We start from the raw sequence: 15,662 nt of genomic DNA, 5'->3' as shown, positions 1-15,662 counted from the left end.
ACAATGGGGGATATAACAATGTCTATTTTTTTATATATACTAGGAAATAATATTATACCTATTTTCATGTTAATTGGATTAGGATTTATAATAAACAAAAAATTTGAACTAAGCGTATTTACACTTAGTAAATTAAATTTTTACATATTTATACCTGGATTTATATTTTATAATCTTTATACAACTAATTTATCTTATGGTATGCTTATGATTTTACTTTTTTGTATGGTGAATCTAATAATCAACGATTTAATAGCTAGAGTTATTTCTAAAATTCGCAAATATGATTTGAGCCAGGAAAATGCCTTTAAAAATTCCATTATGTTTAATAATACAGGAAATATAGGTGTATCTCTTGTTACTCTTATTTTTGGGAGTGCACCTTTTGTAATTGATGGTAAGACACCTTATTTGAGTCAAGCCCTTGCAGCTCAGATTATGATTCTTGTGTTTATGAATATTACAATGAATACAATTGGTTTCTACAATGCAGGAAGAGCCAATATGGATATAAAAGATTCAATGCACCAAATATTTACTATGCCATCCATATATGTAATACTTATTGCTTTGCTGCTTAAATATATTCAAATTGACATAACTATAACACCATTATGGCCTGCAATTGAATATATAAAAGGCGGGCTGGTGCCAATGGCGTTAATAACGTTAGGGACCCAGCTTTCAAAGACTAAATTTGATTTTAGAGACAACAATGTAAATACAGCAGTTTTTGCACGGCTTATTATAGGACCTGTGCTTGCATTGGGCTTAATATATGTATTCAGGTTTAAAGGAGTTATTGCACAGACAGCATTTATCTCTTATTCAGTACCAACAGCTGTCAATACAGCTTTAATTGCTGTTGAATGCCATAATAATCAGGACTTTGCATCTCAGGAGGTAATGGCATCAACTATTTATAGTGCTGTTACACTTACATCGGCTATATACATAGCTAGAATTTTATTTCCTGTTTAAGCTGTAGAATAGGTACGAATTGATATAAAAAATCTAAATATGATGGTAACTTTAAACAAGAAATTTTAAATAAATGTATGGAAGTTGGAAATACCTTCATAATACCAAGATATGATATTATTTCAATAGATACTGTTGAAGATATGCTATAATATAAAACAGACAGGAGAGGGTATTCCCTTTGCAGAAGGCAATGGGCGAGTAGGAAGGAGGGCGGATTAAATTGGAACCTAGTATTGATTTTTCACAGTGGGGGATGACATTAATTCATAAAGATGATTTTAAGCTGGTTTATAGTCAAGGGAATAGTAAATCAAGATATATCTTATATAACTTGTATCCCGGAATTCAAATAATTTTAACTCAGTTAGAAAAAAACATCATTGGAATAGAAATAAATATACTATTCCTAATTACTTCCAAATAGCCTACAGTCATTATGGGATTTTCAAAATTGAAATAAAAAGAGAGAAATTTAGTCATTGCTGTCCTGATGATCTGTATATTACATATAATATGAAAGAATCCTTTGGCTCTGAAAATATCACAGCACAGTTCAGAGGTTTTAATCTTTTGGTGTATTCGGATAGGATTCCTGATGAAATCAAAAAAATGATGCAGGAGCATTTTGATATAGGTCTAAATCTTATAGAAAAAAAGTTAAAGAAAATTAAAATATACTGTATACTTAGAGCAGATAGGGAATTAAAGCATATTTGTGAAGAAATCTATAACCTGCTGTGTGTGGGCAGAAGAGGCATAATAAGATTAAAAACTTTGGAATTGTTAAATTATATATCTTCCATAGATTTTTCTTTTGAAGACAAATACCAGGTATTTTCCAGAGATTGCATTGAAAAGACTAAATCCATCAGAGATTATATGATTGATAATTTATCTAAAAAAGTGACCATAGATCATATATGTAAAAAGTTTGACATTACAGCCACTCTTTTTAAGAAGTGCTTCAAGGAGTTGTATCAATATCCTCCTCATGAATATTTAAACAGGATAAAAATGGCCAGGGCAGCGGAACTTTTGGTTTCAACCAATATGAATATTTTAGAGGTATCGGTTGAAATAGGCTGCTCAAGTTCAAGCAATTTTACCAGGGCATTTAGAGAAATATATAGAGTAAGCCCGTTACAATACAGAAAAAATCAAATTAAGTTGTAATATAAGGTTGGTATGCACCTACTGTCAGGGACAAAGGGGCATATTTTTTTTATTTAAAGAAGTTATGCAGGACTAATTTATGTGTCCAATATGAATATTTTCATGCTGTTTGAATTGATAGCGATTATCAATTACTATATAATGCAGATATATTAAAATGTTTAGAAACTTCATATATTCTGTATCACTTTCAGGAGGAGAAAATATGTTTAGTAAAATAATTCAATATGCTGACAGTCATAAAAATAAAATTTATTTATCTATACTGCAGTGTTTTTTATCTGTGGCATTTGGGATAATACCGTTTTTTATGAGCTATCAAATTATAGTAAGAGTAACTGAATTTGAAGAATTGGATGTGCAATATATTCTGGTTAGAATAGCAGTAGTAATATTATCCCTTATATTGCAGGCGATTTATTACAGTAAAGGCTTAAATAATTCTCACAAGGCAGCGTACAATATTTTGCACAGAATAAGAGTATCTCTGCAAGGAAAACTTGAAAAGCTGCCACTTGGATATGTCCAGGGAATGGGGGTTGGCGGCCTTAAGAAGATGTTCACAGATGACATAGAAGGTATTGAGGTTCTTCTAGCACATGCAATACCTGAGGGAATTGCCAATTGTATGATACCCATCCTTGTTATAATTTCAATGTTATTTGTGGATTGGAGATTGGCACTGCTTTCGCTGGCAGCAATGCCCTTTGGAATAATAGCTTTCTTTACTATGTTCAGTATCGGCAAGAGCAGTATGGAACCTTATTATAACGCAGGCACAAGAATGAACAATACAATTGTAGAGTATATAAACGGAATGGAAGTAGTTAAAGTATTTAATCAAGGGGGAGAATACTTCGGAAGATATAGAAATGATATATTAAATTACAGGGACAAGACCCTCTCCTGGTACAAGTCCTGCTGGCCATCGATGTCAGCATATAAGGTGCTCATACCCGCTAATGCCATAGTAATGCTGCCTGTGGGTGCATATATGGTAATTAACGGTATGGTAAACCTTTCAGACTTGATATTAATTTTCTGCCTTTCATCAGGTATAGGAATACCGCTTTTAAGGCTAGTGTCCTTTCTGCCGGCCTTGACACAATTAAATTATAAAATAGGAAATCTTGAAAAAATAATGGATCAAAAACCTATAGAAACAGGCTCAGGGAGTTTTAACGGTGACAATTACGATATCAAATTTGACAATATTTCATTTGCATATGAAGATGAGGAGGTAATAAAGGATCTTTCATTAGAAGCTAAAGAAAAAGAGGTAACTGCTTTAGTCGGTGAATCAGGCAGCGGCAAAAGCACCCTGGCCAAGCTTCTGGTTCATTATTACGATGTGCTGTCAGGCAGCATTACAATAGGGGGACAGGATATTCGGAATTTCAGCCTGGAAATACTGGGGAATCTTATTTCCTATGTATCTCAGGATAACTATTTATTTAATATATCACTTTTGGAGAATATCAGGATAGGAAATCCTAAGGCAACGGATAAGCAGGTATTATTGGCGGCGGAAAAAGCTCAATGCATGGATATTATTGAAAACTTGCCACAGGGATACAATACTATAGTGGGAGGAGCGGGGAATAAACTTTCAGGCGGGGAAAAACAGAGGATTTGTTTGGCGAGGGCACTGTTAAAAAATGCACCTATTGTGGTATTGGATGAGGCTACTTCATTTATTGACTCAAAAAATGAGGAGCTTATGAATGAGGCAATCAGAGAAACAGTAAAAGAAAAAACCCTTATAGTTATAGCCCATAGATTAAAGACAATTTCTGACGCTGACAAAATTTATGTACTTAAAGACGGGAAGATAGAGTCAGAAGGAAAGCATGAAGAACTGATAGAACACAGTGAAATATATAAAATGCTTTGGAACGCCGGTATAAAAAGTGAAAGGTGGAATCCTAAAGGAGAAGAATATGGGAATTAAATTAATTAAAAGAATTATGTATTTATCCGGAAAATATAGAAATAGAATAAGAGTGTCCTTTATACTTGCTTTTATAGAGACCATTCTTCAGAAAATGCCTACAGTATATGCTTTTTATGTATTCTTAAAAATAATGAACAATGATATGACATCCAGGAACTGTATAAATTTATTTATAGTTATGATAATTACGGTTATATTGCAGATAATTGTGCATTATTTGTCCGACAGGCTGCAAAGTGCTGCAGGCTATATGATATTTGCAGATTCAAGGGTTCAGTTGGGAGATCATTTTAGGAAAATTCCCATGGGCTATTATACAGAAGGGAATATGGGCAAAATCAGCTCGGTATTAAGCAGTGATATGCTGTTTATAGAAGAAAATATAATGAATAAAATAGCAGTTACAACCAGCTATATTGTCGGAACACTATTAATGAATATATTTTTGTTTGTTCTGGATTACAGGCTGGGCATCATTACCTTTATTACAATAGTGCTTTTTTACATTGTTACGGAAAAAATGGGTGAACATATGGACGAGCAGTCATTTATCAGGCAGAGACAAAATGAGAAATTAACAGATTCCGTAATTTCATTTGTAGAAGGAATGTCTGTTATGAGAAGCTTTAATTTAATGGGCTCCGAATCCAAATCTCTAAGAAATGCCTTTAAGGACAGCAAGGACTGTGCGATTAATTTAGAAACTGAAGTGGGAAAATGGATGTTAAGAGTATTCCTTCTGGCAGCAGTATCCACATCTATTATATTTGCAGCATCAATTTATCTTTATAAAATAAAAGAAATGCCGGGAGCATATTTGATAGGAGTGCTGCTGTTTGTATTTGATTTTTTCGCACCTTTAAAGGCACTTGCAGGAGACATGAATATGATGATGATAATGAGCAAATGCTTGGATAGAATAAATGAACTTTTTAAGGTAAAAGAATTAAGTCAGGAAGGGAATTCCACCATGCCGGAATCAGAAAAAAGTACACCTGAGCTGGAATTCAAAAATGTATCTTTCAGATACGAAGAAAAAGATGTTTTAAAGGATATCAACATAAAATTATATCCGAAAACCATGACTGCATTGGTAGGGCTTTCCGGAGGAGGAAAATCCACTATTGTCAATTTGGTTCCAAGATTCTGGGATATAAAGAAGGGAACCATAAAAGTCAGAGGTATAAATATAAAAGATTTCTCACTTGTAACACTCATGGACAGTATAAGTATGGTATTTCAAAGAAATTATTTATTTCAGGATACTATTTACAACAATATAAAAATGGGTTCAAAAAATGCAACAAGAGAACAGGTTATTGAAGCAGTGAAAAAAGCAAGATGCTATGAGTTTATAAATAGGCTTACTCAAGGACTTGAAACTATAGTGGGAGAAGGAGGTGCAAGCCTTTCGGGAGGAGAAAAACAGAGGATTTCTATTGCCCGTTGTATTTTAAAGGACGCTCCCATAGTTATATTGGATGAAGCGACGGCAAATATTGACGCTGACAATGAATTTTATATACAGGAAGCAATTTCCGAATTGGTAAGAGATAAAACTCTTCTTGTTATAGCTCATAGATTAAATACGGTTAAAGCTGCAGATCAAATTTTAGTAGTAGACGGAGGTAGAATTGCAGAAGGGGGAAAGCACGAAGAACTATTAAATAATAATGGACTGTATGCTAAATTATATGGGATTATAGAGAAATGATGAATTTGCAATAGCATTTTGACCGAAGCACGGAAGAAGGAAGAAAGCCTTTGTAATTTCTAGGTTTATAATATTTCCTAGCTGAAGACGGACTTCTCTCTGTTTTAAAATAATGTTAGATGTTATTTAACAGTTAATACTTGAATTAGTAATTATTTACATATATAATAATACATGTCCTAAGTAGAAATACTTAGAGAAAAGAGTAAGCATTTGATTAACTATCAGGTGCTTATTTTTTTCTCTATAAAATAGTATATTTGTTACAAATAATTAATAAATGTGACATTAAGTTGTAACAAATAACTTATAAAATAATAAATATAGTAAGAAAATATTTTAGTAAAATTAAAAATAATAGTTCCCTCTATTATTGTAATCAGGTGTCTGTGGTTGCAGGGCACGATAAACTTAAGTGCAACCACCATTGGACAATAATTTGATAGATCTCCTTTTAATAAGCATTCTGATATTTAGGATGCTTATTTTATGTGGAGAATTAAAGAATATAAAAAAGGAAGAGGTTAAAAACATGAATTCATCAGGATTAACATTTGGGATTTATCCGTTAAGTGCAGCGGGCACTCCTTTTGGTTTGACTACAGGACCTGGGGATAATTATAAAAAGATTCAATTAGCTTTAGGAGATCTTAAAGGTGGGATTAAAAAGCTGTTACCGAGAAATTATCTTGTATATACAAAAGAATGGGAAGAAAAAATGCTATCAAATGCAGATCACTATCTTAATGCTGGTTTGATGGGAGACCTTACCATAGGTTGTGGTGATTGGACAGATAATCAGAAACCAGATATAGAACTTAATAACTGGCTTAATTTTATTAGAAAAGTTATTAACCGATACGGTTTTAATTTAGTTTCCCTTCAAATTACAAACGAACCCAATTTGTCATTTATGGAAGGTTCGAAGCCATATATAATACAAGTCCTTGTAGAAGGAGTGATTTCAGCTAAGAAGGCAGTACAGGAGCTTAATCTACCGATAAAAATTGGATTCGGCTCCGTGCCTGAAGGTCCTGCTGCAGTTCCACACTTTTGGAAAAAATTTTGCAAAGTCTGGGAATAAAACATTTATTGATTCAGTTGATTTTGTGGGACATAATTTTTATGTGGATGTATTTGAAGATCATCAGATGGATTTAAAAGAAATAACTTTATCTGTTGAACATAAACTCCGCAATTTAAGAGAAAAAAGTCTTGTTACAACAGGTATACCAACTTCAGTACCTATACGGGTTACAGAAAACGGATGGCCTACGGGAAAGAATCCTGTTGCCAATATGAAAAGAACCTATGAACGTCAAACCGAGGTTCTTGAAACAGTTGTTAGAACAATCTATAATTTGCGGCAGGAGCTTAATATTTCCCATTATGAACTTTTCGGACTCCGGGATGCAGATAGTTCAAAAGATGATCTTTTCCATCAATATGGAATTATGAGAGATGATTATTCGCCTAAACCGGCCTATGATACTTTTAAGAAGTTAATATATGAACTTGGTGTTTAAGTTAATATAATTTGAAATTAAATCGCTTCCACTTTAATTATAACATATAAAAAATTATAAATGCAGACTATTTCTTATTTTTTGTCAGTGATATAATGCAATAACACATTAATGTAATTTATTGCAGGTATTATTGTGAAACCCAAAGGATTGCCAAAGGAGGTAAATTTATGAGTTCCTATGTGCTTGGTTTTCAGGACATTGACAAAACGAAACTTACGGCTGTTGGAGGAAAAGGTGCGAACCTAAGTGAACTTTCCAGGATTGAAGGAATACACGTACCAGATGGCTTCTGCATTTCTACTGAAGCATTTAAAAGAATCATGGGGGAAATGCTATCCATTGATGAATTACTTGATCAGTTATCACTTCTGAAGGTGGAAGACCGGGATAAAATCAGTGAACTTAGCGGTGAGATCCGTAGGGCCATCGAAAGTATAGCCATTCCTGAGGATATTGATGAAGAGATAACGCGATTTATCTTCATGCTTGGAGAAGAAAATGCCTATGCAGTACGATCCAGCGCAACTGCAGAGGATTTACCCACGGCCTCCTTTGCAGGACAGCAGGATACGTATCTGAACATTGTCGGAAAGGAGGCTGTTTTAAAGCATATCAGCAGGTGCTGGGCATCGCTGTTTACTGAAAGGACAGTAGCTTACCGCCTTCAAAAGGGCTTTGACCACCGTAAAGTCCATCTGTCCGTGGTTGTTCAGAAGATGGTCTTTCCCCGGGCGGCAGGGATTTTGTTTACTGCCGATCCCGTCACTTCCAATAGAAAGATATTGTCTATTGATGCCGGCTTCGGACTTGGTGAGGCCCTGGTTTCAGGGCTGGTAAATGCAGATAGCTATAAAGTGCGTGACGGTAGAATCATTGGGAAGAAAATATCCATCAAGAAACTGGCTATTTATGCTTTAAAAGGTGGAGGTACGAAAGAACAGGAGATTGAGCCTGAGAGACAGAAGGAGCAAGTGCTGGCGGAGGAGCAGATTTTACAGCTTGAGCACCTGGGCAGGAAGATTGAAGAACATTTCGGCTGCCCCCAGGATATCGAATGGTGTCTGGCTGATGATACATTTTACATTGTCCAGAGTCGGCCAATCACTACTTTGTACCCCATACCTGAAGCAGATGATAGGAAAAATCATGTTTATGTATCCGTGGGTCACCAGCAGATGATGACAGACCCCATGAAACCATTGGGATTGTCTTTTTTCCTGCTGACCACCAGAGCACCCATGCATAAAGCTGGTGGAAGGCTGTTTGTTGATGTTACACAGATGCTTGTTTCCTCTGACAGCAGGAAAACCTTGTTGGATACCATGGGACAGCACGATCCGCTCATGAAAGATGAACTCATGACCATAGTAGAGCGGGGAGATTTTATAAAATCCATACCGGATGATAAAAAAGAACAGAGTTTGGATAAAGGCAATAAAATTGCGCCATCTGCAGGTTTCCGGACACAGATCAAAAGTGATCCGGAAGTTGTTTCTGATTTGATTGAAACTAGTCAAAAATCTATAGAAAAGCTGAAACAAAACATCCGGAGTTTATCAGGACCGGATTTATTTGATTTTATTCTGGAGGATGTTCAGGAGTTAAGAAAGATTTTATTTGACCCGCAAAGTTCTCATGTGTTTATGGCTGCTATGGATGCTTCATCATGGATCAATGAAAAAATGGAGGAATGGTTAGGTGAAAAAAATGCAGCAGACACGCTTTCTCAGTCTGTGCCAAACAATATTACCTCGGAAATGGGGCTGGCGCTGCTGGATGCAGCAGATGTGATTCGTCCCTATCCTGAGGTGATTGACTATTTAAAACATGTAAAAGATGATAACTTTTTGGATGACCTGGTTAAGTTTGATGGCGGACAGGAAACCCGGGAGGCTGTATGTGCTTATCTCAATAAATACGGAATGCGGTGTGCCGGAGAAATCGATATTACCAAACCTCGCTGGAGTGAAAAACCCACTGCACTTGTTCCCATGATTCTCAATAACATCAAAAACTTTGAACCTGATGCCGGCAGGCGGAAATTTGAGCAGGGGCGGCAGGAAGCTTTGAAAAAAGAACAGGAGTTATTAGATGGATTGAAACAGTTACCAGATGGCGAACAAAAAGCCAGAGAAACAAAACAAATGATCGATCTGATCCGGAATTTCATCGGGTTTAGGGAATATCCAAAATACGGCATGGTTAATCGCTACTTCGTTTATAAGCAGGCTTTGCTGAAAGAATCCGTTAAGCTCGTCCAAGCAGGCGCTATTAATGAAAAAGAAGATATATACTATCTCACCTTCGAAGAACTTCGGGAAGTGGTGTACACAGATAAACTGGATTACAAGGTCATAGAAAGGAGAAAAGAGGAGTACAAATTATATAAAAAACTAACTCCGCCCCGTGTTATCACCTCTGATGGCGAAATAATTACAGGTGAGTACAAACGAGAGAATCTCCCGGCAGGAGCTATTGCAGGTCTGCCTGTTTCTTCCGGAGTTGTAGAGGGACGGGCACGTGTCATTTTAAACATGGAGGATGCTGATCTGGAAGAGGGGGATATATTGGTCACCTCCTTTACTGACCCCAGTTGGACGCCATTGTTTGTATCCATAAAAGGCCTGGTTACCGAAGTTGGCGGACTTATGACCCATGGAGCGGTTATCGCACGTGAATATGGTTTGCCGGCAGTTGTGGGAGTAGAAAATGCCACCAGACTGATAAATGACAGACAGAGAATCCGGGTTAATGGAACAGAAGGATATGTAGAAATCCTATAATGGGGGAAAAGCATCTAAGTTAAAGTTTGGATGCCTTTTATCTGTGGATAAAGCCATCAATATCCTCAATTGTAAATTGAAATGCGACCATTCCGATACTAACTAGGTTGTATTAATAATAATAAATATTCACTCGTTAGTTAGTTGCATCTTAGCAAACAAGAGATTGGTTAATTACCAGTCTTTTGTTTGCTTATTAGTTTTGTTTTATATATCCTTTATTAGTTGGCGGCAGAAATGGAGGATATATGTCAAAGTTTTTTATTTATGAAGCGAGATTAGATTTGCAAAAGTACCTAAAGGAAGGCCTTTCATTTAAAGAAATCGCTCGCCGTATGGGAAAAGATCCAACCACTATTTCCAGAGAAGTTCGTAAATACAGTTCTGAAGTAGCAACAGGCTATCCTGGATTTCCATTTAACGCTTGCAAGAATCGCTTTAACTGTAGATTAAAAAGCATTTGTGGAAAGGACTGTAGCAGGAAATCTGTAACCTATTGTAAACTATGCTCTTCCTGTAACACGAACTGCAAAGAGTACATAGAAGAAATATGTACTGCAAAATATCGTGTTCCTTATGTCTGCAATGGCTGTGAAGCCATTGGCAAATGCACTCTCATGAAAAGTATCTATGATGCTGAACATGCTCACATCAAAGCTCACGAGAAGATTTCTAACTCTAGAATTTATACTTGCCAAAAACACTTTGCGTTTCTGAAAATGAAATTAGCAGATTGAATCGTATAATTTCACCACTCATTCAAAATGGGCAGTCTGTCAATCAGATTTACATTAATCATCAGGATGAGTTGATGTGTAGTGAAAAGACCATTTATAACTATATTGATGCCTGTCTTTTTGATATTAGAAATATCGACCTTCCACGAAAAGTAAGATTTCGTGAACGCTATAAAAAGCCGGAGTTCAAGGTGGATAAAGGCTGCCGCATTAGCCGCAACTACAAAGATTTTGAAACCTTTATTAACAAGAATCCTGATACTGCAATTGTGCAGATGGATTCTGTCATGGGAGTCAAGGGCGGTAAATGTCTTTTAACTATTCACTTTGTTGATTGCAGCCTGATGCTTGCGTCCCTGAGGGATGCCAACACTTCAAAGTCTGTTACTGATGTATTTAATCATCTTGATAAGATACTTGGCCAGGAATTGTTTTCAGAGTTATTTCCTGTCATTCTTACAGACAACGGGAGTGAGTTTTCCAACCCAAAAGCCATTGAATATCGGGATAGATTTCCATTTTTGCGTACACATATATTTTATTGCGATGCAGGTAGTCCTTATCAAAAAGGTGCTATCGAAGTAAACCATGAATTGATTCGTCGGGTTCTTCCAAAAGGTAGTAGCTTTAATGAACTTACACAGGATGATATCAATCTGATGATGAATCATATTAATTCCTACAAAAGAAAAAAGCTGAATAAACGCAGTCCGTACGAAACATTCAGCTTTTACCACGGAGAAGAGGTTTTGCATAAACTTGGATGTTATCCGGTTGCCGCCGGAGATATCATGCTAAAACCAGCTCTTCTTAAAAAGTAACCTTTAAATAATCAGTGCCGCCAACCTATTATCTGACCAAAGATTCAAGGGTGGATTCTCCGATTACAAAAAAATCGAGAGGGAGTTGACCTCCATTTGGCATGCTTATTTTTCACAATCATACACCAGAAATGAAGAGAAATCAAACAGCATTTGAATTACAAATGTGGCTCTTCGCTTACAAAACTGGACTTTAGGTTACAAAAACTGCGTTTCATTTACAAGGATTAAGTTTTAAATTACAAACATAGTTTTTCGTTTTACAAAGTGGCATCTCATCTTTCAATTAACCCCCTTCAATTTACTATTGAATAATAACAACAAATATATAGCTAAATTCAATAATAATATATTGTAAAACAATAAAACATATGTTAAAATCAAATCATAATGAATAAGTGAGGTGCTTTTATGAGACTTAAATCAACAATTTTTTTAAAGGTGGCAGTTTTTCTTATTGGAATTCCAGTTTTTGCTTTGTGCATATTTTGGTTGCCTTCAACTGCAGATTATTTACATTATCCCATTCTAATTGGTGTGTATGCAGCTGCTGCAACATTTTTTTTTGCTCTGTATCAAGCTTTAAGACTTTTAAGCTATATTGACAGGAATAAAGCTTTCTCTCAAATTTCTGTAAAGATTTTAAAGTACATAAAATACTGCGCAATCATAATTAGTGTTATATATACAGTACTTATACCATTTGTAATTCCTATAGCAGATGCAGATGATGCACCGGGTCTCATAGCATTTCCAGTAATTTTTATCTTTGCATCAATTGTTATTGCAGTTTTTGCTGCTGTTCTTCAAAAACTTTTACAAGATGCTATTGATATAAAATCAGAAAATGATTTAACGATTTGAGGTGGATAACTTGGCAATTATAATCAATATTGATGTTATGCTGGCCAAAAGGAAAATGAGTCTTACAGAGCTTTCAAAGAGGGTTGGAATAACCATGGCCAATCTTTCTATATTAAAAAATGGAAAGGCAAAAGCAATTCGATTATCTACTTTAGATGCAATTTGCAAGGCTTTAGAATGCCAGCCGGGAGATATTCTAGAATATAGAAATGATACTTAAAAGAAGATTATTTTGGGAGGCTACATTTATGTATGACATTGTAATAGTAGGAGCAGGACCTGCAGGTTCCACACTTGCACGATTAATTGGAGATAAATATAAGCTTTTATTAATAGATAAAAGAGATCTGGAAAATGAGAATCCCAAAAACCATATAAATAAATGCTGCGGCGGATTATTGGCTCCCGATGCCCAGAAAATGATTGCTAAGTTAGGGTTAGGTATACCGAAAGATATCCTGGTTGATCCGCAGCCCTTTGCTGTAAGAGCCATTGATTTAACTAATAATCTAGAGAGGCTATATCAGAGATTTTATTTTAATATGGATAGGAGTAAATTTGACAGGTGGCTGGTTTCTATAATTCCAAATGGAGTTGATAAAAAGTTTAATTCCCATTTTAAAAGTTTTGCTGAAGTGTCAGGTGGATATGAAATAAAGTATATTCATAATGGAAAAGAAATATCTGCAAAGACAAGAATTATTGTAGGTGCTGATGGGGCATCTTCAAGGATAAGGAATTTTATTGACAAAGATGTAAATATTCCTGAAAAATATATTTCAATTCAGCAATGGTTTGAATGTCCATGTCCTATGCAGTATTTTACTGCAATTTTTGATGAAGAAATAAGTGATTTCTACTCTTGGATAATACCGAAGGAAAATTATTTATTATTAGGCTCAGCACTTAGACCCAGGGATAATACCAGGAAAAAGTATGAAATATTGAAAACAAAACTAACACAGCTAGGCTTTAATTTTGATAACACAATAAAAACAGAGGGAGCATATATCTACAGACCGAAGAAGATATCCCAGCTTTGTGCAGGAAGGAATGGTATAGCCCTGGTCGGAGAAGCAGCAGGTGCTATTAGCCCTAGCTCCGCAGAGGGAATCAGTTATGCATTAAAAAGTTCCTTATATTTAGCGCAGAGTCTTGAAGAGGAAATAGATGGTTTTTTGGATAGATATAAGCACAGGGTAAAGCATATCAAGTTAAATCTACTCATTAAAAATTTAAAATCTCCAGCTATGTACAATCCATTTCTTAGACATTTAGCTATGAAATCAGGTCTGCTTAGTATTTAATAACCTAGTTAACTGTTACTATACTGTATGATGGGGTTTATTTATAAAATAGAACTTTCAGCTCAATATAATCTTGAAGATTTACATAACTCCATTTAGTAAGCCTTTGATTTTGATAATAATATCATATTGTCAGGGTAGAATTTTAAGTGTATATTTTAAAATAATAGACTTATAAGAATGGGGAATAGAAGATGAATGTAAATGATTTCGAAGAGCACGTAGATAAGACTATCTTAGATAGGGGATATGATTATTATAACGATGGAAATATAGTCGAGTTCTATAAAAAAGGGAATAGTGAATATGTTTTTTTCATAGAAGGAAGCGAAAAATACCGGGTAGATATAAAAATAGATGAAGGTGGAGATATGCTGTATTCAAATGCTTTTATTATATATTGCCATTGTGATTCTGCATGAATCCGTGAAAGCTTTTCAATATGCAGATGATTCAGACTCATGCAGGCAGGGAAACTGGAAAGAGTGAGATTCAGGTATACAAGCAGATTCATAGAGGATATGATAGAGACTATAGACAGAATGAGATAAAGATACAGCTGAACTTTTATATAAGAAGATTGAAAGCAAATGATTATTGAGCATATGAAATGGAACTGAAGGAGGTTATTTGAATGGATCATTTAATTAGAGTGAAAGGTACAAGTAATATTAATGTTAAGCCGGATTTAATTGTTATTGCTATGAACCTTGAATCACAACATTATGATTATGGCAAGACAATGAAACTTGCGGCTGATTCAATAGAAATTTTACAAAATGCAATTGAATCAGCAAGTTTTGACAAAGAAGATCTAAAAACAACAAGTTTTAATATAAAAATGCACTATGAGAGTTGTCGTGATAATAACGACAATTATAGAAGCAAATTTGATGGATACATTTGCAAGCAAAGTTTAAAAATTGAGTTTGATTTTGACACGGAAGTAATGTCAAAGGTATTTGCTGCTATTGCAAAAACACAAATAAATCCACAGTTGGATATACAGTTTTCTGTTAAGGATAAATCTGCTATCAGTGAAAAACTTTTGGTAAGTGCCGCTGAAAATGCAAAACATAAGGCAGAAGTCTTAGCAAAAGCATCAGGAGTTACTCTTGGCGATCTGATTGGTATTGATTACGATTGGGGTGAACTGCACCTTTATTCTCAAACAAAATATGAGGTGGAGGAAAATTGCATGACTGTTCAGTCATCTTATGCCCCGGATATCGAACCGGATAATATAGAAGTCAGTGATACAGTTTTATTTTCATGGAAGATAAAGTAAATGTGATGATTAAGGAGGAAATATAATGTTGGACAAGGCAATTGTAGTAGCTGCAAAGGCCCACGAGGGTCAGGTTGATAAAGGTGGACAGCCATATATACTGCATCCTCTGCGGGTAATGTTTTCAAGAAGAAGTGAAGCTGAGAGAATATGTGCAGTACTCCACGATGTAGTAGAAGATACGGATATATCTCTGGACTACTTAAGAGATCAGGGCTTTTCTGAGGAAGTACTGTCTGCACTGGATGCCCTGACCAGGCGAGATGGTGAAACCTATGATGAATACATAAGTAGGATTGTAAAAAATAAGATAGCCAGTCATGTAAAACTGTGTGATTTATGTGACAACACGGACTTGTCAAGGATAAAAAATCCTTCAGCTGTAGATTACGAGAGGGTGAAAAAATACCGTAAAGCCGAGGACAGGATATTCGATGCTCTTGATGAAAATGAAGATGGAGAATTCATCAACACCAAGGAAATTGAAATAGATGGCTGTGTATCAGTA

The 15,662-nt window shown here is 35.3% G+C and carries 13 protein-coding genes and 2 pseudogenes; all 15 read left to right on the top strand.

Going from position 1 to position 15,662, the window contains the following annotated elements; all coding sequences use genetic code 11:
- Nucleotides 1-3: 3 nt before the first annotated feature.
- The gene (locus LKE46_RS09390; RefSeq protein WP_366843191.1) at nucleotides 4-981 is read left to right on the top strand and encodes an AEC family transporter; all 978 of its coding nucleotides are present in this window, start codon (nucleotides 4-6) and stop codon (nucleotides 979-981) included.
- 516 nt (nucleotides 982-1,497) lie between these two features.
- Nucleotides 1,498-2,157: a helix-turn-helix transcriptional regulator gene (locus LKE46_RS09385; protein WP_291721048.1), complete on the top strand. Its 660-nt coding sequence runs from the start codon at nucleotides 1,498-1,500 to the stop codon at nucleotides 2,155-2,157.
- Between the two features lie 205 nt (nucleotides 2,158-2,362).
- Complete coding sequence (locus tag LKE46_RS09380) at nucleotides 2,363-4,108, top strand: ABC transporter ATP-binding protein (RefSeq protein WP_291721046.1); 1,746 nt, start codon at nucleotides 2,363-2,365, stop codon at nucleotides 4,106-4,108.
- On the top strand, nucleotides 4,098-5,825 hold the full coding sequence (locus tag LKE46_RS09375; protein WP_291721044.1) for an ABC transporter ATP-binding protein: 1,728 nt from the start codon (nucleotides 4,098-4,100) through the stop codon (nucleotides 5,823-5,825). Before LKE46_RS09380 ends, LKE46_RS09375 begins: the two co-directional genes overlap by 11 nt.
- Before the next feature lie 427 nt (nucleotides 5,826-6,252).
- Nucleotides 6,253-6,909, top strand: coding sequence for a hypothetical protein (locus LKE46_RS09370; protein ID WP_291721041.1), 657 nt, complete (start codon nucleotides 6,253-6,255; stop codon nucleotides 6,907-6,909).
- A 25-nt stretch (nucleotides 6,910-6,934) separates the two neighbouring features.
- Nucleotides 6,935-7,351, top strand: coding sequence for a hypothetical protein (locus LKE46_RS09365; RefSeq protein WP_291721039.1), 417 nt, complete (start codon nucleotides 6,935-6,937; stop codon nucleotides 7,349-7,351).
- Nucleotides 7,352-7,521: 170 nt separating this feature from the next.
- On the top strand, nucleotides 7,522-10,137 hold the full coding sequence (gene ppsA / locus LKE46_RS09360; protein WP_291721036.1) for a phosphoenolpyruvate synthase: 2,616 nt from the start codon (nucleotides 7,522-7,524) through the stop codon (nucleotides 10,135-10,137).
- Nucleotides 10,138-10,385: 248 nt separating this feature from the next.
- Nucleotides 10,386-11,695 (top strand): annotated as a pseudogene (locus tag LKE46_RS09355) (IS30 family transposase).
- Between the two features lie 411 nt (nucleotides 11,696-12,106).
- Nucleotides 12,107-12,559 carry a DUF2975 domain-containing protein gene (locus tag LKE46_RS09350; protein WP_291721035.1) on the top strand — a complete coding sequence of 151 codons (453 nt, stop codon included), beginning with the start codon at nucleotides 12,107-12,109 and terminating at the stop codon, nucleotides 12,557-12,559.
- A gap of 10 nt (nucleotides 12,560-12,569) precedes the next feature.
- Nucleotides 12,570-12,779 carry a helix-turn-helix domain-containing protein gene (locus LKE46_RS09345; protein ID WP_291721032.1) on the top strand — a complete coding sequence of 70 codons (210 nt, stop codon included), beginning with the start codon at nucleotides 12,570-12,572 and terminating at the stop codon, nucleotides 12,777-12,779.
- A 28-nt stretch (nucleotides 12,780-12,807) separates the two neighbouring features.
- Complete coding sequence (locus tag LKE46_RS09340; protein WP_291721030.1) at nucleotides 12,808-13,866, top strand: FAD-binding protein; 1,059 nt, start codon at nucleotides 12,808-12,810, stop codon at nucleotides 13,864-13,866.
- 194 nt (nucleotides 13,867-14,060) lie between these two features.
- Nucleotides 14,061-14,288 carry an SWIM zinc finger family protein gene (locus LKE46_RS09335; protein ID WP_291721027.1) on the top strand — a complete coding sequence of 76 codons (228 nt, stop codon included), beginning with the start codon at nucleotides 14,061-14,063 and terminating at the stop codon, nucleotides 14,286-14,288.
- A 20-nt stretch (nucleotides 14,289-14,308) separates the two neighbouring features.
- A complete protein-coding gene (locus LKE46_RS09330; RefSeq protein WP_291721022.1) occupies nucleotides 14,309-14,467 on the top strand; it encodes a hypothetical protein in 159 nt (52 codons plus the stop codon).
- 33 nt (nucleotides 14,468-14,500) lie between these two features.
- The gene (locus LKE46_RS09325) at nucleotides 14,501-15,154 is read left to right on the top strand and encodes an SIMPL domain-containing protein (protein WP_291721019.1); all 654 of its coding nucleotides are present in this window, start codon (nucleotides 14,501-14,503) and stop codon (nucleotides 15,152-15,154) included.
- A gap of 25 nt (nucleotides 15,155-15,179) precedes the next feature.
- Nucleotides 15,180-15,596: pseudogene (locus LKE46_RS09320) on the top strand (GTP pyrophosphokinase); the annotation flags it as partial.
- Between the last annotated feature and the right edge of the window lie 66 nt (nucleotides 15,597-15,662).

The organism is Clostridium sp. (assembly GCF_022482905.1).
Lineage (GTDB): Bacteria > Bacillota > Clostridia > Clostridiales > Clostridiaceae > Clostridium_B.
This window is presented reverse-complemented; position numbering and strand designations above follow the sequence as displayed.

Excerpts from the sequence above, each read along its gene's own strand:
- LKE46_RS09350 (WP_291721035.1), top strand. The coding sequence starts at position 12,107 with ATGAGACTTAAATCAACAATTTTTTTAAAGGTGGCAGTTTTTCTTATT.
- LKE46_RS09340 (WP_291721030.1), top strand. The coding sequence starts at position 12,808 with ATGTATGACATTGTAATAGTAGGAGCAGGACCTGCAGGTTCCACACTT.
- LKE46_RS09335 (WP_291721027.1), top strand. The coding sequence starts at position 14,061 with ATGAATGTAAATGATTTCGAAGAGCACGTAGATAAGACTATCTTAGAT.
- LKE46_RS09390 (WP_366843191.1), top strand. The coding sequence starts at position 4 with ATGGGGGATATAACAATGTCTATTTTTTTATATATACTAGGAAATAAT.
- ppsA (WP_291721036.1), top strand. The coding sequence starts at position 7,522 with ATGAGTTCCTATGTGCTTGGTTTTCAGGACATTGACAAAACGAAACTT.
- LKE46_RS09325 (WP_291721019.1), top strand. The coding sequence starts at position 14,501 with ATGGATCATTTAATTAGAGTGAAAGGTACAAGTAATATTAATGTTAAG.
- LKE46_RS09375 (WP_291721044.1), top strand. The coding sequence starts at position 4,098 with ATGGGAATTAAATTAATTAAAAGAATTATGTATTTATCCGGAAAATAT.
- LKE46_RS09380 (WP_291721046.1), top strand. The coding sequence starts at position 2,363 with ATGTTTAGTAAAATAATTCAATATGCTGACAGTCATAAAAATAAAATT.
- LKE46_RS09385 (WP_291721048.1), top strand. The coding sequence starts at position 1,498 with ATGAAAGAATCCTTTGGCTCTGAAAATATCACAGCACAGTTCAGAGGT.
- LKE46_RS09330 (WP_291721022.1), top strand. The coding sequence starts at position 14,309 with ATGCAGATGATTCAGACTCATGCAGGCAGGGAAACTGGAAAGAGTGAG.